This window comes from Cupriavidus sp. BIS7 (assembly GCF_000292345.1).
GTDB lineage: Bacteria > Pseudomonadota > Gammaproteobacteria > Burkholderiales > Burkholderiaceae > Cupriavidus.
Genome location: NZ_ALOU01000025.1, coordinates 18,449 through 41,326, shown reverse-complemented (window position 1 = coordinate 41,326; position 22,878 = coordinate 18,449). Strand labels below are relative to the sequence as shown.

Here is a 22,878-nt window from a genome sequence, read left to right as displayed (position 1 = left end):
ATGGCCTAGCGTTCGTGGCACCCGGCCACGAACGCGTCTATCAGCGCCGCGACGGTGGCGCGTTTCAACGCCGACTGCCGCACCAGCACGCCAATCTCGCGATACAGCGGCGCGCCCGGCATCGGCACTTCCTCGATATTTGGTGTCTGCCTCAGTGGCACCAAATCCGCCGGAATGATCGCGCAACCGAGCCCCTCGCCAACCATCTGCAGGATCACGGCCGGTTCGTCCAGCTCCATGCCCTCCTGCACCCATAGCCGGTGGCGCTTGAGGTAGCGGTCCACCAACTGGCCGCCGGTGGAGTGGCGGTTATAGCGAATGAACGGCACGGTGGCCAGCAAGGTCTTCAGGTCGCCGGGCGACCCGCGCGGCGCCACCGCCACAAAACGCTCCTTGAGCAGCGGCACCCACTTCAGTTCGGGCGGAATGCCCAGCCTCGGCTTGACCAGCACCGCGATGTCGAGTTCGCGCGCATCCACCTGTGTCAGGAGCTGCGTCGACATGCCGGGCACGATATTGACGTGTGTATCGGGATACGCCGTGCGGAAACGCTGCATAGCGCGCGGCAACAGACTCGCCTGCACGGTCGACACGGCACCCAGGTCCAGTGGCGCGATATCGCGCTGCGAGCGCGTGCCCTTCATCGATTCATAGATCGAAACGAGTCGGGAGGCATCGGCCAGCATCTGCCGGCCCTCTTCGCTCAACGTCACGGATTTACCCGAGCGGTCGAACAATGTGCAGCCAAGGTCGTCCTCCAGCCGCCGGATCTGCGTGCTGACAGCAGACTGCGTCAGGCCAAGGCGTGCCCCAGCGGCAGAAAACGAGCCAGTCTCTGCGGCGATCAGAAAGGTTTTGAAATATCGGAGCAAGGCGGGCTTCAAGCATCGAAATTTTCGATGCTCAGTCAAAAAATGATTCGTTTCATATTACGAGTTCTGCTGATTACAATCAACGACACCACTGAGAGCCACCCCACGCAGAGCCCCCGCCATGAATGCCATTCCGCTGTTCCATCTAGCCTTCCCCGTTCACGATCTTGCCGCCGCACGCCAGTTCTACGGCGATCTGCTGGGCTGCCCGGAAGGCCGCAGCTCCGATGCCTGGGTCGATTTCAACTTCTACGGCCATCAGGTAGTGGCGCACCTCTCGCCGGACGAATGCGGCCATCGCTCAACCAGCGCCGTCGACGGGGACGATGTGCCCGTGCGGCACTTCGGGGCGATCCTGCCGATGGGCGAATGGAAAGCGCTGGCCGACAAGCTGCGCGCCGCCGGCACGAAGTTCGTGATCGAGCCGCATGTGCGTTTCAAGGGCGAGGTTGGCGAGCAGGCAACGATGTTCTTCCTGGACCCATCGGGCAACGCGCTGGAGTTCAAGGCATTCGGCGACTTGAGCCAGGTATTCGCGAAGTAACGTGGCGGCGAGCCATCCATCCACCGATTTCCCCGGACAGAAAGAGACATAAGAGACATGACCGACTTCGTCATCCAGCCCACCCCGCAGGCCAGCGTCGCCGTGGCAGGCAGCCAGGCCCGCTTCCCGATCCGCCGCGTGTTCTGCGTCGGCCGCAACTACGCCGCGCACGCGCGCGAGATGGGCAAGGACCCCGATCGCGAACCGCCGTTCTTCTTCACCAAGCCTGCCGATGCCGTGGTGGCAGCCGAAGGTACCGTGCCGTACCCGTCGCTGACGGAGAACCTTCACCATGAAATCGAGCTGGTTGTCGCCATCGGCAAGGGCGGCACCAACGTCAGCCCGGCACAGGCGCTGGATCTGGTGTGGGGCTACGGCGTGGGCGTGGACATGACGCGCCGCGATCTCCAGGACGTCGCCAAGAAGATGAGCCGCCCATGGGACTGGTCGAAGGCGTTCGACGCTTCGGGCCCGTGCGGGCCGCTGCATCCGGTGTCGAGCGTCGGCCATCCGTCGACGGGCGCAATCTGGCTCAAGGTCAATGGCGAGGTACGCCAGCAGGGTGACCTGTCCGAACTGATTTGGCCCGTCGCCGACGTGATTGCCTATATCTCCGAAGCCGTGGCATTGCAGCCTGGTGACGTGATCTTCACTGGCACGCCTGCCGGCGTCGGTGCACTGAACCCGGGCGACGTTGTCACGGGTGGTGTCGAAGGTGTCGGCGAGATCGCTTTTACGATCGGCAAGCGGTAAGCAGCAGCACCCAGCCCAGCAAGACGGCGTTGAATCCGCCAAGGAGTCAACGCCGTTTTTCTTTGATATTCATAGGGTTAGCGGATGGCCTTGGCGGCCTTAGAGCAACCCCTCGACTCCCGACATCGCAATTTCTCCAAATTTCCCTTGCTTATCTATCTAGTAGTAGATAATATCCACGTCATGGACGACGCGATGCAGCAAACAAACCCGCAGCAACCCGCCGATCCACGCAACACCAAGTAGTTAGTCAGTACCGGGAGGCGGTCTTTTTTTTAGCCCTGAGTATCTATCTAGCAGTAGATAGCAGCAAGGCCCAAACAAAGACCCCGACATTCGCAGCACACACTTTGGCCCCGCGATCCACCTCAAACCAAGAGATCGCCCGGCACTTCGCAAGGAGAGCATCATGAACGCCAAGACCATCCTCACCGCCGCCGCCCTCGCCGCCGCTTTCGTGACCGGCGCCGCCCAGGCCGCCCCCGCCACCCAGAAGGCCGGCGAAGTCTACGGCTACAGCTTCCGCGTCAACGACCAGCGCAGCGCCTTCACCGACGGCGCACGTGTAGGCAAGGTCGATGCGTTCACCGATGGCGCCCGCGTCGGCAAGGCTGATCCGTACACGGACGGCGCCAAGGTTGGCAAGTATGACCCGTACACCGATGGCGCCCGCACGATCGCCGGCCTGGATCGCACTGGTGTGTCGAGCGAACCGTCGCGCAAGTTCGACCCGTACCTCGACGGTGCCAAGACCGGCAAGTATGACCCGTACACCGACGGCGCCCGCATGGTCGCCGGCCTGGATCGCACTGGCGTGTCGGCCAGCCCCGCCCGCCAGGCTGACCCGTACACGGACGGTGCCAAGGCCGGCAAGTTCGACCCGTACACCGACGGCGCCAACGCCTGAGTCCCGGCTAGCCAGCCCGGCCGCGAAGCCTGGCTGGCAGCCAGAAACCGAAACGGAGTTTCATCATGAATTTGCGTGACAGTGCCCTGATCCTGGGCGGATGGGTTGTGCTCTGCCTCGGCAGCGGCGCCCTTGTCTCGCTGGTTGCAAAGTCGCTGTCCATCTGAGGGACGGCGAAATACTGGAGGGTCTCCGGCAAACCAAAAACCGGAGACAGTCGCCATGAAAACGGTATCCGTACGCGAACAACTGCTTGAACACGCTTCCGTGCTGATGCGGCGCCGAGGTTATAACGGTTTCAGCTACCGCGACTTGGCGGAACTGGTCGGTGTGAAGACGTCTAGCATCCACTACTACTTCCCTTCGAAGGATGACCTGGTGCTTGAGGTTGTGCGCGAGTATCGCAAGACCTCGAAGGCGCGGCTCGCGGCAATCGACACGAGCCTCCCGCTGGTGGAACAGGCGCAGCGGTATGTACTGCCACTGAGCAACGGGATCGACCTGGGTCAGATCTGCCTGATCGGCATGCTGGCCGCTGAAGTGATGGTGCTGCCGGAATCGGTCCGCACGCTGCTGCAAGAACACTTCCAGGCCAACGAGAATTTCATCGCCGGCTTGCTAGAGCGTGCAGAGGCCGAGCGCGGTGAGCGCTATCCGGTGCCGCCGCAGTTGCTGGCCAAGGTGTTGTATGGCGCGATTCAGAATGGGCTGATTACTGCCCGGATGTCCGGGTCGAATGACCGGCTTGAAGCAGCGGCGAACATGCTGATTGGCGCCGTGGGCGGCTCGATCTGCGCCATTGACCAGCACGAAGCCGTCGCCGCGTAATTCCTGCTTTTGGCACGTTCACGTGCCCGACGCCCGCCGACCTGCTCTCGCGGCGGGCGTTGTTTTGCCTGCCGCACCGGCGCTTGCCGCTTTCGCTTCGCCGACATCGATCTTCACCCACGCCGGCGCATGATCGCTGGCGTGCGGCTCTCCCCGCACCCACTTGTCCACGCCTGCATCGCGCATGCGCGGCGCCAGTTCCCGGCTCAGCAGCAGATGATCGATGCGCAGCCCGGAGTCTTTCTCCCAGTGCTGGCGAAAGTAATCCCAGAACGTGTAGATGCGTGTATCGGGATAGCGCGTGCGCAGTGCGTCGGTCCAGCCTTGCGCGAGCAGGCGGCGGTAGCAATCGCGGCTTTCAGGCTGCAGCAGCGCGTCCTTGAGCCATGAGCGCGGGTTGTAGATGTCCTCGTCCGTCGGCACCACGTTGAAGTCACCGGCCAGCACCACCGGGTGGCCGCTCTTGTAGAGCCCGGCGGCGTGCCGGATCAAGCGCTCGAACCACGCAAGCTTGTAATCGAACTTGGGGCCCGGTTGGGGGTTGCCGTTGGGCAGGTACAGGCAGGCCACCAGCACACCACCAACCGCGGCTTCTATATACCGGCTCTGCGTGTCATCGTCGTCACCGGGCAGGGCTCTCCTCACTTCGACCGGGTCTACCCCCCTGGCAAGAATCGCCACGCCGTTCCACGACTTCTGGCCCAGCCAGACCGCGCCGTAGCCGGCAGCATGGATCTCGTCGACCGGAAATGCGTCATCGACGGATTTCAGCTCCTGCAGGCACACCACATCAGGGCTTTCGCGTTCTAGCCACGCCAGCAAGGACTCCAGCCGTGCGCGGACGCCGTTGATATTGAACGTTGCGATCTTGAGATGGCCCATCGGCGCCGCTCCGGGTCGGGTAGCTTTCCAGTGTAGTTTCCCGTCCGGCTTCGTCGCCGATCACAACTCCCGAAAACCCCGTTCAGGCGCCGCCACAGCCTCCGCAGCACTGTCCGGCCTTGGCGGCGGACGCCGTCTTCGTGATCGCCACACGCCATGTGGCCGGCCCTTGCTCCAGGTAGTTCCAGGAGAACTGGCCGGGTCGTTCGATCTGGAACTGCGATTGGAGCGGCCGCGGATCGTGGTCGTTGACCAGTTCCAGCGCCTGACCGACGTCGAGCTTTGCAAACGTCGAAAAGATCAGCGGATGACGGTCGCGCGGCGCTATCGAGCGGAGGTCAAGTTGGTGGCTGGAAGCGGTGGAAACGTGCTGTGACATGTGATTCCTTTCGGTTGGGTGCGGCATCCACAAAAGATGCATTGAGAATGCATCAATAGTAGATAGCCTAATCAGAGGCACAGTTGACTTAGATCAGATCCGCACCAAGACCGGCGAGTCGCCCAGCAGGAAAAGGATGCCGCACACGAATCCGTGGCCGCTGGCAGAATGATGGCCACGCCGCCCGCACGCGCGGGACGCACGCCAGAACGCATCAAGGAGCCCCACCGCAATGAGCATGAGCAAGAGCTTTGTCGCCACCGAGCCGGCCCGCGCCGAGATCGACGCCCTGCCGGGTGCCACGCTGCTTGAGTTTGGGGCGCCATGGTGCGGCTACTGCATGCGGGCCCAGCCGCTGATCGAGGACGCCTTCAGCGGTTACCCGGCCATCCATCACATCAAGGTAGAGGACGGCAGCGGCCGCCCGCTTGGCCGCTCGTTTCGCGTCAAGCTCTGGCCGACGCTGGTGTTCCTGCGCGATGGTAAGGAAGTGGCGCGGCTGGTGCGCCCGGACGACACAAAGGACATTGCCGCTGCCATGCGGCGCATTGCGCAATAAGCACCCGGGCCGCTGACACCCGGCGGCCGCTATAGATCCAAGGGCATGGCGCTTGTGCACTTGATCTCGTCAAGGCACACGCTCGACTTCACGCCGCTTACGCCGGGGATCCGCATCAGCGTGTCCAGCAGGAAGTCGGACAAAGACTTCAGATCCTTGGCCACCACTTTCAGCACGTAGTCGATATCGCCGGTCACGGAGAAGCACTCCTGGATCTGCGCCAGTTCCGCCACAAGTCCCTTGAACTTGGACAGGTCGCGGATATGCCCGCGCTCCATCGTCACATGGATGAACGCTGTGACGCCGAAGCCCAGCGCCGAACTGTCCAGGCGCGCCTCGTAGCGCTTGATGATGCCCCCTTCCTCCAGGCGCCGATGACGGCGCAAGGTTTGCGCCGGAGACAGATTGATCGCCTCGGCAAGGTCCAGATTGGACGCGCGGCCATTTTCCTGCAGCACACCGAGCAAGCGGCGATCCGTGCGGTCAAGTTCCGGATGTTGCATTTTGATTTCCTAGACTGGCAGTTTGGCGAAATCTTATCTCATATCCGAGGGTTTTCCTGCGCCCCTAAGGAAATCCTATTTAGCTGGGCGACATATAAACTTTTCGCATGTCGAGCAGCACAGGAAGCGCCTCGAAGTGCCCCCAGAGTGCCCCCATACCGCTTCCCTGCCGCAATATTATTTCCACCCCGCATTCGCCCCCCGAGTACAGACCATGGCTGACCTGTTTGAAAACCCGATGCAACTGATGGGCTTCGAGTTCGTTGAATTCGCCTCGCCCACGCCCAACGTCCTGGAACCGCTGTTCGAGAAGATGGGCTTCACGCTGGTGGCGCGTCACCGTTCGAAGGACGTGGTGCTGTTCCGCCAGGGCGACATCAATTTCATCGTCAACAACGAGCCGCACAGCCCCGCCGCCTTCTTCGCCGCCGAGCATGGCCCCAGCGCCTGCGGCATGGCGTTCCGCGTCAAGGACTCGCACAAGGCCTACAACCGCGCGCTGATGCTGGGCGCCCAGCCGGTGGAGATTGCCACCGGCCCGATGGAACTGCGCCTGCCCGCGATCAAGGGCATTGGCGGCGCGCCGCTGTACCTGATTGACCGCTTCGAGGACGGCAAGTCGATCTATGACATCGACTTCGAATTCATCGAAGGCGTGGACCGCCATCCGAAGGGCCACGGCCTCAAGCTGATCGACCACCTGACGCACAACGTCTACCGTGGCCGCATGGCCTACTGGGCCAGCTTCTATGAGCGCCTGTTCAACTTCCGCGAAATCCGCTACTTCGACATCCAGGGCGAGTACACGGGCCTGACCTCGAAGGCGATGACCGCGCCGGACGGCAAGATCCGCATTCCGCTGAACGAGGAATCGTCGAAGGGCGCCGGCCAGATCGAGGAATTCCTGATGGCGTTCAACGGCGAAGGCATCCAGCACATCGCCTTCTCCGTCGACAACCTGCTCGAGGTCATCGACAGCCTGCAACTGGCTGGCGTCGAGCTGATGACCGCGCCGAACGACTACTACTACCAGGCGCTGGACAAGCGTCTGCCGGGCCACGGCCAACCTGTGGACCAGCTCAAGGCCCGCGGCATCCTGCTGGATGGCACGACCGAAGGCGGCAAGCCGCGCCTGCTGCTGCAGATCTTCTCGAAGACTGTGCTGGGTCCGGTGTTCTTCGAATACATCCAGCGCTCCGGCGATGATGGCTTCGGCGAAGGCAACTTCAAGGCGCTCTTCGAATCGCTCGAGCGCGACCAGATCGAACGCGGCACGCTGAAGGTCTGATCCTCCGGGGGCAATCGCCCCCCTATCCTCGTTTATCCAGATTTGTGCCGGCATCCCCCCGGATGGCGGCGCATACCCTGCGCCCGGCGCAACCCGCGCCGGTGCGCTTTATCTACAAGCGTCCACCTCCAGAGAGACGCGCCTGACATTCCACAAGAATGGGTAGAGGAAACAACTCATGCACGCTCCCGACAATCAGGGCACGCTAAAACGCGGCCTGAAGAATCGTCACATCCAGCTCATCGCGCTGGGCGGCGCCATCGGCACCGGCCTGTTCCTGGGTATCGCCCAGACCATCAAGCTGGCCGGCCCCTCGGTGCTGCTCGGCTACGCGCTGGCCGGTATCGTGGCGTTCTTCATCATGCGCCAGCTTGGCGAAATGGTCGTGGACGAGCCCGTCGCCGGCTCGTTCAGCCACTTCGCCAACAAGTACTGCGGTCACTTTGCCGGCTTCATGTCCGGCTGGAACTACTGGGTGCTCTACATCCTGGTCAGCATGGCCGAATTGTCCGCCGTGGGCATCTATGTCCAGTACTGGTGGCCTGGCATCCCGACCTGGGTCTCCGCGCTGGCGTTCTTCCTGATCATCAACGCGATCAACCTTGCCAGCGTGAAGTCGTTCGGCGAGATGGAATTCTGGTTCTCGATCGTCAAGGTCGTGGCCATCGTCGGCATGATCGTCTTTGGCGCCTACCTGCTGGCATCTGGCCACGCCGGCCCGGAAGCCAGTGTTGCCAACCTGTGGCAGCACGGCGGTTTCTTCCCGAATGGCTTCAGCGGCCTGGTGATGGCGATGGCCGTGATCATGTTCTCGTTCGGCGGCCTTGAACTGGTGGGCATCACCGCGGCGGAAGCAGACAACCCCGAGAAGAGCATCCCGAAGGCGACCAACCAGGTCATCTACCGTATCCTGATTTTCTACGTGGGCGCGCTGGCCGTGCTGCTGTCGCTGTACCCGTGGGAAAAGGTCGTCACCGGCGGCAGCCCGTTCGTGCTGATCTTCCACGCGATGAACAGCGACCTGGTGGCAACCGTGCTGAACGTCGTGGTGCTGACCGCCGCGCTGTCCGTGTACAACAGCGGCGTCTACTGCAACAGCCGCATGCTGCTGGGCCTGGCGCAACAAGGTAACGCACCGCGTTCGCTGCTGCGCGTGAATCGCCGCGGCATTCCGCTGACCGCGCTGGCCGTCTCGGCCATCGCCACCGGCATCTGCGTGGTGATCAACTACTTCATGCCGGGCCAGGCCTTTGAACTGCTGATGGGTCTGGTGGTATCGGCCCTGATCATCAACTGGGCGATGATCAGCATCATTCACCTGATGTTCCGCCGTGCCAAGCAGGCCGCCGGCAAGACCACGCGCTTCCAGAGCCTGGGCTACCCGCTGACCAACTACCTGACGCTGGCCTTCCTGGCTGGCATCCTGGTGGTGATGTTCCTGACGCCGGGTCTGCGCATCTCGGTCTACCTGATTCCGGTCTGGATGGCCGTACTTGGCGTAAGCTATCGCCTCCGGCAGAAAAACGCCGGCTCGGCCATGCCCGCCGCCAACGCCCAGATCCAGTAATTTCAGTAGTCCAGTAGTCCGTCTGTGCGGCCTGTGCGTAGCATGGGCCGCCGCCCCCTGAACCAAAAAAGCCAGACGCATCCCATGTTCGAACACATCGAAGCCTTCCCGGGTGACCCGATCCTCTCGCTCAACGAGGACTTTCAACAGGACCCCCGTACCAACAAGGTCAACCTGAGCATCGGCATCTACTTTGACGACGAAGGCCGCCTGCCCGTCATGCAGGCCGTGGCCGAAGCCGAGGCCGCGCTGCTGTCGGACATGGGCCCGCGCCCGTACCTGCCGATGGCCGGTATCGCCGCCTACCGCCAGGCCGTGCAGGCGCTGGTGTTCGGCGAAGACTGCGCCGCACGCGCGGAAGGCCGCATTGCCACGCTGCAGACGCTGGGCGGCTCGGGCGCGCTGCGCGTGGGTGCCGATTTCCTGAAGCGCTATTTCCCGAAAGCGGAAATGTGGATCAGCGATCCGAGCTGGGAGAACCACCGCGTGGTATTCGAGCGCGCCGGCTTCAAGGTCAACACCTACCCGTACTACGACGCAGCCACCGGCGGCCTGAAGTTCGACGCGATGCTGTCGGCGATCGAAGCAATCCCGCAGGGTGGCATCGTGCTGCTGCACGCGTGCTGCCACAACCCGACCGGCGTGGACCTGAACGAAGACCAGTGGCGCCAGGTGATCGGCGTACTCAAGGCACGCAAGCTGCTGCCGTTCGTCGACATGGCCTACCAGGGCTTCGGTTCCAACCTCGACGACGACGCCTTCGCCGTGCGTGAACTGGCCCGCCAGAACGTGCCGTGCCTGGTGGCCAATTCGTTCTCGAAGAATTTCTCGCTGTACGGCGAGCGTTGCGGCGGCCTTTCGGTGGTCTGCCAGAGCGCCGACGAAGCCAGCCGCGTGCTGGGCCAGCTGACTGGCGCCGTGCGCGCCAACTACAGCAACCCGCCGACCCACGGCGCTCGCGTGGTGGCCCGCGTGCTGACCACGCCCGCACTGCGCGCAAGCTGGGAGCAGGAACTGGCAGCAATGAGCCACCGCATCGCCCGCATGCGCCAGTCGATTCACGACCAGCTGCGCGAGCACGTGACCGGCGAAAAGCTGTCGCGCTACATCACCCAGCGCGGCATGTTCACGTACACGGGCCTGTCTGCAGACCAGGTAGACCGCCTCAAGAACGAGCACGGCGTGTACGTGCTGCGCTCGGGCCGCATGTGCGTGGCCGGCCTGAACGATCGCAACGTTGGTGTTGTCGCCAATGCAATCGGGCAGGTGCTGAAGGCCTGATTCGGCTGATACGGCTGACGTACGCCTTTGAAGTTGCAAGGCCACCTTCGGGTGGCCTTCGTCTTTTGAGCGACCGTGATCGGAAGCCGCCCTACTTCCAGTTAGCGGCGATCACCCCTTGCAATGCATCGTGGTAATTTTGGGGCAGTGTGCTCTGCCCGGCAGAGGGCGGGTTGAACGAGGCCATCGCACTGATCAGGTTTTCAACCTGCGTATCGAGCAACACCTTTCCATCGGCTGTCTTGAACTGCTCGATCCGGTAGGCCGAACCCGAGTACCAGTTCTGGATCGTGGTCTTGTCGGATGAACCAATCACGCTGACTTCGAGACCGGCGTCGACGCGCCGGAACCAAAGCTGGTCTGCCGTGATGCCTGAACCGAAGGCGAGGATGTCGGTGTTGGCGGCGGTGGTGTCGTAGTCGTGGATGACGTCTGCGCCGTCGCCGCGGGAGAAGTGGTAGGTGTCGTTGCCGGTGCCGCCGTCGAGGTAGTCGTCGCCAGTGCCACCATCGAGCGAATCGTTGCCGGCTTCGCCGTACAGTTCGTCATCACCCTCGCCGCCCAGCAGCGTGTCATTGCCATAGCAACCGGCCAGAACATCATCGCCTGCACCGCCATTGAGCGCGTCATCGCCACGGCCACCGTCCAGATAGTCGTTGCCCGCTCCGCCCAGCAGCACGTCGTCGCCACTGCCACCGTCCAGCCGGTCGTCTCCGTCTCCGCCATCGAGCACGTCGTTGCCGCCGAATCCGCACATCCAGTCGTTGCCAGCCAGCCCAAACAAATACTCGGCCTTTGCCGTCCCTATAAGCCGATCGAAACTGGCACCCCCGAATATTGCCGCAGAACCAAGCATCGACAGATGCTGATCGAAGATGGATTCCCCCTCCCAACTCGAATTGCGGAATAGCTGCAAAGTTTGTGATCCAAATGCTCCAGCAGTCTTCAGTGCCTCAGAGAATTCCGCCATGTAGAGTGCACCTGCGTCGCCCTTGGTCGCAAATGCTTCCCGTAGAAGCTTTACTGCGCCGGATACATTCAGCGAAACGCCAGAGTCACTGACCTCGACCCGTATCCCTTCAATAATCGGGCGGAAATGCGTCTGCAGCATCAACTGCCCATACATGTAGTCGGCAAGCTTGTCGTACGCTTCCAGCAGAAGCGGCGCGGCGCTGCCGTGAGGGTTCGGATCGCGCGTCCCCCAGCACCACGTACCCAGATAGGAATCGCCAAGAAACGCCTCGAGCGTCGCCAGCTTGCGGGCATCGCCTATGACGTTGCCATAGATCTGGCTTGCAGCACGACTGGTGGGATCCACATCGTGCACGCCAGCCCAGCGAAAGAGTAGTTCGTTCATTAACGATTGCCGGGCCGCGCTGTTCTCGGCTGCGGCAAACTGCGCAACCAGATTCTTCAGATGCCCGCCGCTGTCGCGCATCATGGCCTGGTGCAGGCTACGTACATTACCTGCGGCCTGAAGATTCGGCAGAGCTGCGACGGACTCGTCAACGGCGACCAGCTCGCGCTCAATTGTCTTGGCGCCATCCACCTTGAACCAGACATCGGTCATCGTGTGCCGGGTGCCGTCCGTTCGCTCGAAGCTGCCAACCTGTCGATGTTGGTTGCCATTGCCATCGATCACGCCAGCAGGCCCATCGCCATTTGCATTGAGCTTTCCCGGTTCGGTGTACGCAACGTCCAGGCTCTTGACTCCCGCTTCCGTTAGCGACAGCAGTTCGCCCTGCTGCACCACGCCATCGCTGTTGGTGTCGCGCCAAACGCGCAGATTGGCAAAATCGGCATCCGATGCATCGACCTTGCCATCCTTGTTCCTATCCAGTTCGGACAATGCGTGGAAGCCGTTGGTAGCCTTCTGGCCGTTTGACAACGTGCTGTTATTGCCGAACAGCTCCGTGCCGTCGTCGATCTGGCCATTACCATTACGGTCCCATACCAAGATGCCGTCATCCTTGCCCACCCATCCCGAGTTCTCTGCAAAGCCGTTGTTGTCGTGGTCGAAGTAGACGCCGGAGCCGGTGCCGATCGTTTCGACGCCGTCGCCGTCCAGGTCGAGAATGATCGGGCTGCGGGTAGTTTCAGCGCGCTTGAAGGTGTCGGCGATACCAGTGATGACGTCGCCTATGTTGTTGGTAAGGCCGCGGAGGAATTCGCTGTCGAGCCAGTACTCTTTTGTTTCTGGCCACAACGCACCTCCGAAATAGGAGCCCGCGCCGGCCGCAATCCCAATCGCAATTGCGGGAAACGCTACGGGCATGCCAACGACGACGCCAACTCCGGCCATTAGCCAGCCCATGGCGCCGGCCGCCGCCCAGCCGAGCGCGATGCTCATGCACGCAGACTCAAATGTGGATGAATTGCCGGTGCGTGCGTACTCAATCGCGCCTGCCATAAGTTGCGCCGCATCGACAGCCGGGCCGGCCAGCTTTCCGAGCGTTCCGCCCACACGAGCAAACGTTTGCGTCGCCTCAGCGCTGGCGGCTCGGGCCGCACTAAGCTCGCCTTCGAGCCACTTCCGGCTATCGATCATGCCGTCCAGGATCTGCGATGCCTTCGCATCTGAAAGCACTGCGTACTTGCGCATGATGTTGCCAATCCCGCGGTTTCCTGCCTTCTCGGCTGCCTCCGCCCATGTGTTCGCGCGCGCGGCGGCCTCGCGAAATGCCTCGCCCTGGGATCTCGCGAAGGCGTCATAGTGCTGCTGCGCGCTCAGTGCGGCCTCTCCGGTTTCCTTGGCGAGCTTGGTCACCCGCTCCGCATACTTCTTGGCACCCTCGGACCATGCACTGGCGACCGCGCCTCCGTAAGTGACAACGCCCTTACGAAATTCTTCATAGCTCATTGACGTACTCATTTCATTGATCTCCGTGAGAAAGGTTCATCCGGTGAGGGAACGCAAAAACGACCACGATGAGAGAAGCGAGATAGAAGACACCGTGCCAGAGAACTAGGCTTGCGAAAGCAATCGTGCCTGCGGCCATCGAGAGGCCGAAACGTGAGTTCGTCATACTTGCCACGAACATCTGCCCTCTCGAGTGACTGTCGGCCAGTGAGATCGGATGATTCTGTAGAGGGAAGTCAAGAATCAAAAGCAGGAGGAGACTGGCGACGATAACGCCCATCGTCCCTCGCCACGCAATCTGGAAGCGTCTTTCCTTCACGTTGCGCATTGCCCTTCTCGTCCGTGGAAAGAATGCATCTACACGTATAAGGAAATTCAGCGCCCCGACGAATGCAAGCAACATTCCGGTTGTTAGGACCACCTGTGTCACCGCAGGAAGCACGGAGATCGCAGCAACCTTGCCGGCGGCAGGGAATATTCCGACAGCGAACTCCACCCACCAAGTTCGGGACATCCACGGCCACTCAGGTAGCACCAACGTCAGTACGCCGGTGACGATCCCAACGATGAACGCATGTTTGACAAGTGCCTTGTCTGCGACATTGATGGCAACAGCATCGCCCGCAGATTGCAGGCCCACACCACAGCCGTATTGCATTGCTTTGCTCAAGTTTTTATCCATGTTCTATGACTCACCCTTCCCTCGAACCCTTTGTTCTCTGCACTATCAAGTGCGACAAGGAATGCTCAATCTCTCACCGTGCCCCTGTTCATGATCTCGGCGATCACCACCAGCCATAACGCAAATCTTCGCCACCGGTCTTCGCCCCCATAACTGACAACGCCCTTACGAAATTCCTCATAGCTCATTGACGTACTCATTTTATTAATCTCCGTAAGACAAGTTGACTCGCTGAGGGAATATGAAGACGACTGCGATGAGAGAATTTATATAGAAGAACATGTACCAAAAGTAGAGACAGGCAACAGTCATGGTGCCGGCTGCTACCGAGAATCCGGTACGAGAATTTGTCATGGCTGCCACAAACATTTGACCTCTTGTGTGACTTTCTGCCATCGAGATGGGCTGGTCTCCCAGTGGGAAATAGAGGAAAAACAGCAAGTAAAGACCACAGAAAATCACGCCAACCGTCCCTCTCCATGCGATCTGGAAGCGCCTGCCGTTCACGTTGCGCATCGCTTTTCTCACCCGAGGGAAGAATGCGTCTACGCGTATCAGAAAATTCAGTGCTCCAGCGATCGCCAGCAGCATTCCCGTTGTCATAACCACCTGTGTCACAGCAGGCAACACAGAGATCGATGAAACCTTGCCTGCAGCGGGGATCAATCCGACAGCAAACTCGACCCACCAGGTGTGGGACATCCACGGCCACTCGGGTAGCGCCAGAGCCACTACGCTGGTGAGAACCCCAATGGCTAGCCCGTGCCTCAAGAGCAATTTGTCAGCGACTTTGATCGCGGCCACATCGCTAAGAGATTGCGCACTGGTGACACTTTCATTGTGTATTGTTATACTCAAATTCTTGTGCATGATTGGTGACTTACCTTTCCCAAAAATCCTCCTAGGCTTGCATCAACAATGGCGACAGGGATTACTCAATCGCTTGCTGCATTCCTGCTTTGATTCCATCCATCATCTCGATCTCCGACGAGATTCCTCGCAACCGATCACGTCGCACGTAACTGACAACGCCCCTACGAAATTCCTCATAGCTCATTGACGTATTCATTTCATTGATCTCCGTGAGAAGGGTTTAATCGCTGAGGGACTACGAGAACAGCCACAACGAGAGAGGCGGCATAGAAGATTCCATACCAGAGCACTAGGCACGCGAAGGCAATCGTCCCTGCGGCCATAGAGAGCCCGACACGGGAATTCGTCATGCTTGCCACGAACATCTGGCCTCTCGAGTGACTGTCGGCAAATGAAAGGGGACTGTCTCGGAAAAGAGGTAAGTAGAGGAGCAGTAGCAAGAGCAGGCCTAAGAACATCGCTCCCATCGTCCCTCGCCATGCGATCTGGAACCGCCTGCCGTTGACGTTACGCATTCCCTTTCTTGCCCGTGGGAAGAACGCGTCGACGCATATCAGGAAGTGCAGCGCCCCGACAATTGCAAGCAGCATTCCAGTTGTCAGCACCACCTTAGTCACCGCCGGCAGCACAGAGATCGCTGCGACCTTGCCGGCAGCCGGGAACAGTCCGACAGCGAACTCCACCCACCAGGTGTGGGACATCCACGGCCACTCAGGTAGCACCAGGGCCAGTACGCCTGTAACGATCCCGACGGTGAGCGCGTGTCTTACGAGCGCCTTGTCGGCGATGTCGATGGCGATTACATCGCCAGGCTGCTGATAGCGGGCATTCCGCTCCGCCTTCATGACCGGATTCGTGTTCTTGTTCATGACCAATCTCCTACCTCTCCCTCAAACTCTCCGACCCATGCACCATCAACGGCGACAGGAAATACTCGATCACCCGCCGCTTTCCGGTTTTAACCTCCACCGTCACTGCCATCCCCGGCGATAACCTCACCTCCCGTCCGTCGATATTCATCACGGATTTCTCCAGCCGCACGCGCGTCGCGTAAATCAAACCCCGTTTCTCATCGTTGATGGCGTCCCCCGACACCGCCGTAACCGTGCCGTCGACCGTTCCGTATTTCGTATAAAGAAACGTCTCCACCTTCACCGTCGCTGTTTGGCCCGTAGTGACAAAACCAATGTCCTTGTTTTCCAAAAAGGCCTCGATTTCGACCGGGTTGTCCCTGGGGACCACGATCATCAGCGGCAGGGCCTCCGTCACCACGCTTATCAGAAACCTTATGGAAATTACAAAGCCATTTGCAGAATACTCATAGATCACCATTGTAGAAGTTGATAAACCAAAAAAATGCAGCACAAAGCACTGCCCGGATCACAACGGAAAATCCACCATCGGAAAATGGAAGCTGCCGTAACCGCACCAATATCAAAAACAATAATATTGGAGATGACATTAGCAGGACAATTTTCTTGCCATCGCCATTAGCAACCCGAAGTGGTAAAAACTCATATCCGAGCAACAAGCCGACGGCCATTAGCAGACTCAAAGAAGACAGCACAAAACACACCAAGCCATCTAATGTTTTACTGCTCGCCACGAAATATTCTTTTACGCCAATATTTTCATCGATTCTCGTCATAGCTCAGACCATTTCAGAATGAACGACAATATCGAGGACCGCGTCGAGTTGATTTTGTCGCCGCCCGACATACATCCTATGTATCTATGATCCTTAGTTTTTTCGGCAAGCCAGATACCCCATCCCGACATACTTTCCGGAACCCATTATTTACCTCCTCTTAGAAGCCTGATAGCTTCAAAGAAACTGCCGACCAAAAATGAGACCACCACAGCCAGAACGACGTGACTCAGCAACGCCCCCAACTTGAATCTCCCAAGAATCCACCACCCCCCAAAGAAGACGAAAAAGAGCCTACAAATAACTTCCCTAACAAATGGATTACCTGTGATCCATACTTTTCGATATTCCAATGGAATCATCCGCATGGCCTTGACCTCCACAATGAAACGGAAACCGGCAAGAACAACCACAAAAAACGACATAATTTCTGCCTTTCCATGAAGACATCCTTGAACGAACTCGCTGGTTCCAACCAGGAGACCCAGAGAACAAGCAAGAAGCAGAAGCAATACATTTGCGATGCTTAAGTATTTCTCCATATCTCGAATATTTTTGTATCATTCCTCACTCAACGATTTCACAGAGGAAACCTTACCGACAACAAATCCATTGGCGTTGGATGCAATACAAGCGGCCACGCGACCACAAGCGGGAATACGAACGCAGCAACACTTGCAATCACGACACCCCACACTCGACTCGCACTCATGAATAATCGCCCCCTCTTAAAACAAGAAAATCTCGAATCTCATAATCCACTCGCCACAAATTTCGCTGGCACCCCTTCTCCATAATTGCGGTTATCGTTCTCTCAAACTCTCCGCCCCATACACCATCAACGGCGACAAAAAATACTCAATCACCCGCCGTTTCCCGGTTTTAACCTCCACCGTCACTGCCATCCCCGGCGATAACCTCACCTCCCGTCCGTCGATATTCATCACGGATTTCTCCAGCCGTACGCGCGTCGCATAAATCAACCCCCGTTTCTCGTCGTTAATGGCATCCCCCGACACCGCCGTAACCGTGCCGTCGACCGTTCCGTATTTCGTATAAAGAAACGTCTCCACCTTCACCGTCGCTGTTTGGCCCGTAGTGACAAAACCAATGTCCTTGTTTTCCAGAAAAGCTTCGATTTCGACCGGGTTGTCCTTGGGCACCACGATCATCAGCGGCTGGGCCTCTGTCACCACGCCGCCCACCGTGTGCACGGCGAGTTGCTGGACCGTTCCGTCGACTGGCGCCACAAGCCGGGTCAGCGTCGTGCGCATGTCCGCCTTGCGCAGCTCCTGCTCGAGTGCTGCGAGCTTCTGTTGTGCGTCATTGAGGCTGTCGAGTTGCGCGCGCCGCGTTTCGGCAGAGAGGGCGGCAAGCTGGCTGCGTGCTTCGGTGATGGCCGCGTCGATCTCGTTCAGGCGGCTGCGCTGCGCGGCCAGGTCGGCCTCCTGCTCGATGCGGACCTGTTCGCGCTCGTAGTAGCCGTGTTTCGAGACAAAGTTCTTCTCGACGAGCGTCTTGAAGTCGTTTGCGCGCTGCTGGGCCAGCGGCACGGTGCGTTCGAGCTTGCGGACCAGTTCCAGCGTGGACTGGCGCTCGGCGGTTCGTCGTTGCAGGTCGGCTTCGATGCGGATGCGGCGGGAGGCGTATTCGGCGTAGTGCCCGTCCAGCAGCCGTGTGGCATCGAGGAAATCGGCCTCGGGCGTGTTCTCAGGGCGGGCCAGCGACGGTAGGCGCCCCTGCTCGATGGCGGTGATCATGGCGCGCGAGCGGGCCATCTGGAGTGTGGCCGCTACCCGCTCCACCTTTAGACGCTGCTGGTCGGCCTGTGCGGCGGTGGGATCGAGTTCAATCAGCACGTCGCCGGTCTTGACGGCCTGGCCGTCGGTCACGTGGATCGCCGTGACTTTGGAGGTCTCAAGCGGTTGGATCAGTTTCGTGCGGTCGTTCGGCACGATCTTTCCCTGCGCCGAGGCCACGATGTCCATCTTGCCGAAGATGGCCCACGCCAACGCGATGGTGGCGAAGGCCATCAGCAGCCAGAGGACCACTCTCGGTGCGGCAGATGGGGGCGTCTCCACCAGCGATAGCGCGGCGGGCAGGAAGTCCGCCTCGCCTCGCCGGTAGGTGCCGGCATCGTGCTGCCTGCGCTCCCGCCACGCGTGGGCAAACGCCCGGCCGTATCGCGCCAGCAGGTCCCCGATCGATCGGAAGTACAGGGTAGCGTGCTTCATCATCGGGCCTGCAACGCGTGAAGTCGCGCGTAGTGGCCATCGGCCTTCGCGATCAGTTCGTCGTGCGAGCCGACCTCGACGATCTCGCCCCGGTCCATGACGATGATCCGGTTGGCCTCCCTGACGGCGGACAACCGATGCGCGATGATCAGCACCGTGCGGCCGCGGCAGATGGCCTTCATGTTGTCCTGGATAACGCGTTCGGACTCGTAGTCGAGCGCGCTGGTGGCTTCGTCGAAGATCAGGATGCGCGGATTGACCATCAGCGCACGCGCTATTGCAATGCGCTGGCGCTGCCCGCCTGAAAGCGTGGCGCCGTGCTCGCCCACCAGCGTGTCGTATCCCTCCGGCAGTTCGGCGATGAAATCGTGCGCGCCAGCAAGTCTGGCGGCGCGCATCACGGCGTCCAGCGGCGCGCCCGGATCGGTCAGTGCGATGTTGTCGCGAATCGAACGCGCGAACAGTGTGTTGTCCTGCAGCACCACGCCGATTTGCCGGCGCAGTGACGTCGCATCGACCATGGCCAGGTCAATGCCATCCACGAAAATGCGTCCCTGCTCGGCCAGGTACAGGCGCTGGATCAGCTTGGTCAGCGTGCTCTTGCCCGAGCCGGAGCGTCCCACGATGCCGATCACCTCGCCCGCCTCCACCTGCAGCGAGACGCGGCGCAAGACCTCCGGCATGTTGGGCCGATAGCGGAACACCACCGCGTCCAGCGTGATCTGGCCGCGCACCGGCGGCAACGTGGTTTTCGCGCCGGTGCCTTCCGTACGGGTGTTCAGGATGTCGCCCAGGCGCTGCACGGAGATCCCGGTCTGCTGGAAATCGGTCCATAGCTGGGCCAGGCGCATGACCGGTTGCGCCACCTGTCCGGCGAGCATGTTGAATGCGATCAACTGGCCCACGGTCAGACTGCCTTCGATCACCAGCTTGGCACCGAAGTACATCGTGGCTACCGTGACCAGCTTGCTGACCAGCGTCACGCCGGAATTGGCCAGCGTGCCCACCGTGGTAGTGCGAAAGCCCGACGACACATAGGCGGCAAGCTGGTTGTCCCACTTGCGCGTCCACTGGGGCTCCACCGCCATCGCCTTGATCGTGTCAATACCGCCGATCGTTTCCACGAGGAACGCCTGGTTCTCGGCGCCGCGGTTGAACTTCTCGTGCAACCTGGCGCGCAGCAGCGGCGTCCAGAGCGCGGAAAGCAGCACGTAGCACGGCAGCGAAATCACCACGATCAGCGTCAGCCAGCCGCTGTAATGGAACATCACCGCGAGGAATATCACCGAGAACACCAGGTCCAGCACCACGGTGATGCTGTTGCCCGTCAGGAAATTGCGGATCGTCTCCAGTTCCCGTACCCGTGCCACGGAGTCGCCAACCCGGCGTGACTGGAAGTAGGAGAGCGGCAAGGCCAGCAGATGGCGAAACAGCCTGGCGCCCAGCTCCACATCGATACGGCTGGTGGTATGGGCAAACAGGCCCGTGCGCAAACCCGTCAGCACGACCTCGAACAGGATGACCACCAGCAGGCCGACAGCGATCACATCGAGCGTGGTGAAGCCGCGATGCACAAGCACCTTGTCCATCACCACCTGGAAGAACAGCGGGGTGATCAGCGCGAATATCTGCAGAACCGCCGACACCACCACCACTTCGCCTAGCAGGCGGCGATACTTGACGATGGCCGGGATAAACCACGTGAAATCGAACCTGGCAAGCTCGCCCGCCATCGATTCACGCGACGCGAACTGAATCAGTTCGCCGTTCCACCAAGCCTCGAACTCGTCGAACGAACGTACCTCGGCGCGCTGGGCGCGTGGGTCATGAATCAGGCATTGGCCATTTTCCAGCTTGGCAAGTACCACGAAGGTGCCGTCCTTGCCCACGGCAACCGCGGGAAGCGAAGCCTTGCCAAGCCGATCGGCGCGAAGGCGGCTCGCCTTTGCCGATAGCCCGAGCTTTCTGGCGGCCAGCAGCATCTCCTGCGTGGTCAGCGTCGCTCCCGCTCGAAACTCATGACTGATCTGCGCAGCCTCGACCGGCAGCGAATGCAGTCGCGCGATCAGGCACAGGCACTCGATACCGGTATCGACGGCGTTGAGACGCGCGTCACCGCTGGTCTCACCGTTCTCGGGGACCAGCGCAAGCGGCGGGCGTTCGCTCATGAGCGGTCAGCCCTATTTCGTGGAAATGCTATGAACTGGATGTTGTCTGGAGAACTGCCGGAGAACTGCTGCGCGCTGTGCACACGCGCGGGCACCCCTTCGGTGCCGAGGCATCGCTGAGTCATGACCGTTCTGTGTTCCCTGAAGGTGCTGCTGTTGTGTTTTCTTGTGGCCCGGCTGGCAAGAATTGGCGTCGCGATCAGCGGCCGCGCCTTGCCCTTGAAACCGGAACGCAGAGTCTTGCACAGGTCATGGCGGTTGCATTCATCGGCCATCGGTCAAGGGTTGATCGATGACAACCACGCTTCTGATTCCGATGTGCAATCAGCCTGTCTGGCAATGCTGATCCGCGACGAAACCACGGTTCGAGGGCCTTGTTCTTTTCCCGCCCCGCGTTTTCTCTTATGATGCCGCCCACCTCAACGGCCGGCAGCCTATGTCCAATACGAATTCAACACCCAGCGCCCCCGCGCCCGGTCTGCGCCGCACGCTGCGGGCACGCCATCTGACCATGATCGCCATTGGCGGATCGATCGGCACCGGGCTTTTCGTCGCCTCGGGCGCCACCATCGCGCAGGCAGGCCCGGGCGGTGCGCTTGCCGCATATGTCCTGATCGGGGCGATGGTCTACTTCCTGATGACCAGCCTTGGCGAGCTTGCGGCCTACATGCCGGTGTCCGGTTCGTTCGCCACGTATGGCGCGATGTACGTGGACGAAGGCTTCGGCTTCGCGCTTGGATGGAACTACTGGTACAACTGGGCCGTGACGATTGCGGTGGAGCTTGCCGCCGCGCAGCTTGTGATGCAGTACTGGTTCCCCGATACGCCAGGCGTGCTGTGGAGCGCGCTGTTCCTGGGCCTGATGTTCGCGCTCAATGCAATCTCAGTGCGCGGTTTCGGCGAAGCCGAGTACTGGTGCGCGCTGGTCAAGGTGGTCACGGTAATCGCGTTCATCGGCATCGGCACGCTGATGATTTTCGGCATCCTGCGCGGCGACGTTGCGCATGTCGATGGGCTGGCCAACCTGACTGCTGGCGATGCGCCCTTCGTCGGCGGGCTACCCGCGATGATCGGCGTGGCGATGATCGCCGGCTTCTCGTTCCAGGGCACCGAACTGATCGGCGTGGCCGCTGGCGAATCAGCAGACCCGGCAAAGACCATTCCGCGCGCGGTGCGGCAGGTGTTCTGGCGCATCCTGCTGTTCTACGTGCTGGCAATCCTGATCATCGGCATCCTGATTCCGTACACCGATCCGAGCCTGCTCAAGAGCGATGTGCAGACGGTGGGCGTTAGCCCGTTCACGCTCGTGTTTCGCCATGCCGGGCTGGCCTTTGCCGCCGGCGTGATGAACGCGGTGATCCTGACCGCCGTGCTGTCCGCAGGCAACTCGGGCATGTACGCGTCCACGCGCATGCTCTACAACCTGGCCACCGAGGGCCGCGCGCCGCGCATCTTCGCGCAGCTCACGCGCAACGGCGTGCCGCTGGTCGCGCTGCTGGCCACCACGGCGGTTGGCGCGCTGTGCTTCCTGACCTCGCTGTTCGAAAGCAAGTCGGTCTACCTCTGGCTGCTGAACCTGTCCGGCATGACCGGCTTTATCGCCTGGCTTGGCATTGCGGTCAGCCACTATCGTTTCCGCAAGGGCTTCGTGGCGCAGGGGCTCGACCTTGACCGGCTGCCTTATCGCTCGCCGTTCTTCCCATACGGCCCGATCTTTGCGTTCGCGCTGTGCCTGATCGTCACGCTGGGCCAGAACTACCAGGCATTCGCGGACGGCAAGGTCGATTGGGTAGGCGTGGCCGCCACGTATGTCGGCATCCCGATCTTCCTGCTGGTCTGGCTTGGCTACCGCGTGGCGCGCAAGTCGCGCTTCGTGAGCTACGCCGACATGAAGTTCCCGGCGCTGCCAGTTGCCGAAGAGGAAGTGCGCCCGGCACGGCCGCTGGTCCCCGTGTCAGCGGACTAAGGCCGGGTTCCCGGGGGGGAGCCCCGGGAACCACGCTTCTGCAGCCTCCGCGCGAAGCGTTTACCATCCTCGTCTCGCCTTCAT

Annotated in this window: 23 protein-coding genes; 10 read left to right on the top strand and 13 right to left on the bottom strand. The window is 60.7% G+C overall.

All coding sequences use genetic code 11. The features are described 5' to 3' along the window. Nucleotides 1–5: 5 nt before the first annotated feature. Nucleotides 6–872 carry a LysR family transcriptional regulator gene (locus B552_RS0110270; protein ID WP_019448933.1) on the bottom strand — a complete coding sequence of 289 codons (867 nt, stop codon included), beginning with the start codon at nt 870–872 and terminating at the stop codon, nt 6–8. Nucleotides 873–993: 121 nt separating this feature from the next. Here B552_RS0110270 and B552_RS0110265 point away from each other — a divergent pair, with 121 nt between their 5' ends. The 4 genes from B552_RS0110265 (at nt 994) to B552_RS0110245 (ending at nt 3,904) form a co-directional block, all read left to right on the top strand. Beyond that, nucleotides 994–1,416: a VOC family protein gene (locus B552_RS0110265; RefSeq protein WP_019448932.1), complete on the top strand. Its 423-nt coding sequence runs from the start codon at nt 994–996 to the stop codon at nt 1,414–1,416. Nucleotides 1,417–1,473: 57 nt separating this feature from the next. After that, nucleotides 1,474–2,169, top strand: coding sequence for a fumarylacetoacetate hydrolase family protein (locus tag B552_RS0110260; protein WP_019448931.1), 696 nt, complete (start codon nt 1,474–1,476; stop codon nt 2,167–2,169). 409 nt (nt 2,170–2,578) lie between these two features. After that, the gene (locus B552_RS0110255) at nt 2,579–3,076 is read left to right on the top strand and encodes a hypothetical protein (protein ID WP_019448930.1); all 498 of its coding nucleotides are present in this window, start codon (nt 2,579–2,581) and stop codon (nt 3,074–3,076) included. A 222-nt stretch (nt 3,077–3,298) separates the two neighbouring features. After that, a complete protein-coding gene (locus B552_RS0110245; RefSeq protein ID WP_019448928.1) occupies nt 3,299–3,904 on the top strand; it encodes a TetR/AcrR family transcriptional regulator in 606 nt (201 codons plus the stop codon). Nucleotides 3,905–3,922: 18 nt separating this feature from the next. On the opposite strand, the gene xth is transcribed toward B552_RS0110245, so the two are convergent. Continuing rightward, on the bottom strand, nt 3,923–4,786 hold the full coding sequence (gene xth, locus B552_RS0110240; protein ID WP_019448927.1) for an exodeoxyribonuclease III: 864 nt from the start codon (nt 4,784–4,786) through the stop codon (nt 3,923–3,925). Nucleotides 4,787–4,868: 82 nt separating this feature from the next. Beyond that, entirely contained in the window at nt 4,869–5,165 is a 297-nt protein-coding gene (locus B552_RS0110235) for a DUF2249 domain-containing protein (protein WP_019448926.1), read from the bottom strand. A gap of 232 nt (nt 5,166–5,397) precedes the next feature. On the opposite strand from B552_RS0110235, the gene B552_RS0110230 reads away from it, so the two are divergent. Next, nucleotides 5,398–5,724, top strand: coding sequence for a thioredoxin family protein (locus B552_RS0110230; RefSeq protein WP_026035521.1), 327 nt, complete (start codon nt 5,398–5,400; stop codon nt 5,722–5,724). 29 nt (nt 5,725–5,753) lie between these two features. On the opposite strand, the gene B552_RS0110225 is transcribed toward B552_RS0110230, so the two are convergent. Beyond that, on the bottom strand, nt 5,754–6,227 hold the full coding sequence (locus B552_RS0110225) for an Lrp/AsnC family transcriptional regulator (RefSeq protein ID WP_019448923.1): 474 nt from the start codon (nt 6,225–6,227) through the stop codon (nt 5,754–5,756). 214 nt (nt 6,228–6,441) lie between these two features. Between B552_RS0110225 and hppD the strand changes: the two genes are divergently transcribed. The 3 genes from hppD to B552_RS0110210 all read left to right on the top strand — a co-directional run bounded on the left by hppD (nt 6,442) and on the right by B552_RS0110210 (nt 10,363). Continuing rightward, nucleotides 6,442–7,515: a 4-hydroxyphenylpyruvate dioxygenase gene (hppD, locus tag B552_RS0110220; protein WP_019448922.1), complete on the top strand. Its 1,074-nt coding sequence runs from the start codon at nt 6,442–6,444 to the stop codon at nt 7,513–7,515. 178 nt (nt 7,516–7,693) lie between these two features. Next, nucleotides 7,694–9,082: an amino acid permease gene (locus B552_RS0110215; RefSeq protein ID WP_019448921.1), complete on the top strand. Its 1,389-nt coding sequence runs from the start codon at nt 7,694–7,696 to the stop codon at nt 9,080–9,082. 84 nt (nt 9,083–9,166) lie between these two features. Continuing rightward, nucleotides 9,167–10,363 (top strand): amino acid aminotransferase, encoded by a 1,197-nt coding sequence (locus B552_RS0110210; protein WP_019448920.1) that lies wholly within the window; start codon nt 9,167–9,169, stop codon nt 10,361–10,363. A 91-nt stretch (nt 10,364–10,454) separates the two neighbouring features. On the opposite strand, the gene B552_RS0110205 is transcribed toward B552_RS0110210, so the two are convergent. The 9 genes from B552_RS0110205 to B552_RS0110160 form a co-directional block, all read right to left on the bottom strand. Continuing rightward, entirely contained in the window at nt 10,455–13,223 is a 2,769-nt protein-coding gene (locus tag B552_RS0110205) for a calcium-binding protein (RefSeq protein WP_019448919.1), read from the bottom strand. 13 nt (nt 13,224–13,236) lie between these two features. Next, the gene (locus B552_RS0110200) at nt 13,237–13,905 is read right to left on the bottom strand and encodes a hypothetical protein (RefSeq protein ID WP_019448918.1); all 669 of its coding nucleotides are present in this window, start codon (nt 13,903–13,905) and stop codon (nt 13,237–13,239) included. A gap of 204 nt (nt 13,906–14,109) precedes the next feature. After that, nucleotides 14,110–14,775, bottom strand: coding sequence for a hypothetical protein (locus tag B552_RS0110190; RefSeq protein ID WP_019448916.1), 666 nt, complete (start codon nt 14,773–14,775; stop codon nt 14,110–14,112). Between the two features lie 200 nt (nt 14,776–14,975). Further along, nucleotides 14,976–15,647, bottom strand: a complete 672-nt coding sequence (locus B552_RS0110180) for a hypothetical protein (RefSeq protein ID WP_019448914.1) — start codon at nt 15,645–15,647, stop codon at nt 14,976–14,978. A 10-nt stretch (nt 15,648–15,657) separates the two neighbouring features. Continuing rightward, nucleotides 15,658–16,110, bottom strand: coding sequence for an HlyD family efflux transporter periplasmic adaptor subunit (locus B552_RS0110175; RefSeq protein ID WP_019448913.1), 453 nt, complete (start codon nt 16,108–16,110; stop codon nt 15,658–15,660). Beyond that, nucleotides 16,097–16,426 carry a hypothetical protein gene (locus tag B552_RS28830; RefSeq protein ID WP_157160228.1) on the bottom strand — a complete coding sequence of 110 codons (330 nt, stop codon included), beginning with the start codon at nt 16,424–16,426 and terminating at the stop codon, nt 16,097–16,099. Before B552_RS28830 ends, B552_RS0110175 begins: the two co-directional genes overlap by 14 nt. Before the next feature lie 146 nt (nt 16,427–16,572). Beyond that, nucleotides 16,573–16,968: a hypothetical protein gene (locus tag B552_RS0110170; RefSeq protein ID WP_157160227.1), complete on the bottom strand. Its 396-nt coding sequence runs from the start codon at nt 16,966–16,968 to the stop codon at nt 16,573–16,575. Nucleotides 16,969–17,229: 261 nt separating this feature from the next. Beyond that, nucleotides 17,230–18,663, bottom strand: coding sequence for an HlyD family type I secretion periplasmic adaptor subunit (locus B552_RS0110165; RefSeq protein ID WP_019448911.1), 1,434 nt, complete (start codon nt 18,661–18,663; stop codon nt 17,230–17,232). Then, on the bottom strand, nt 18,660–20,828 hold the full coding sequence (locus B552_RS0110160) for a type I secretion system permease/ATPase (RefSeq protein WP_019448910.1): 2,169 nt from the start codon (nt 20,826–20,828) through the stop codon (nt 18,660–18,662). The genes B552_RS0110165 and B552_RS0110160 overlap by 4 nt, the downstream gene beginning before the upstream one ends. 123 nt (nt 20,829–20,951) lie before the next feature. Between B552_RS0110160 and B552_RS28825 the strand changes: the two genes are divergently transcribed. Continuing rightward, entirely contained in the window at nt 20,952–21,236 is a 285-nt protein-coding gene (locus tag B552_RS28825) for a hypothetical protein (protein WP_157160226.1), read from the top strand. A gap of 28 nt (nt 21,237–21,264) precedes the next feature. Further along, a complete protein-coding gene (locus B552_RS0110155) occupies nt 21,265–22,794 on the top strand; it encodes an amino acid permease (RefSeq protein WP_019448909.1) in 1,530 nt (509 codons plus the stop codon). Nucleotides 22,795–22,878: the final 84 nt, after the last annotated feature.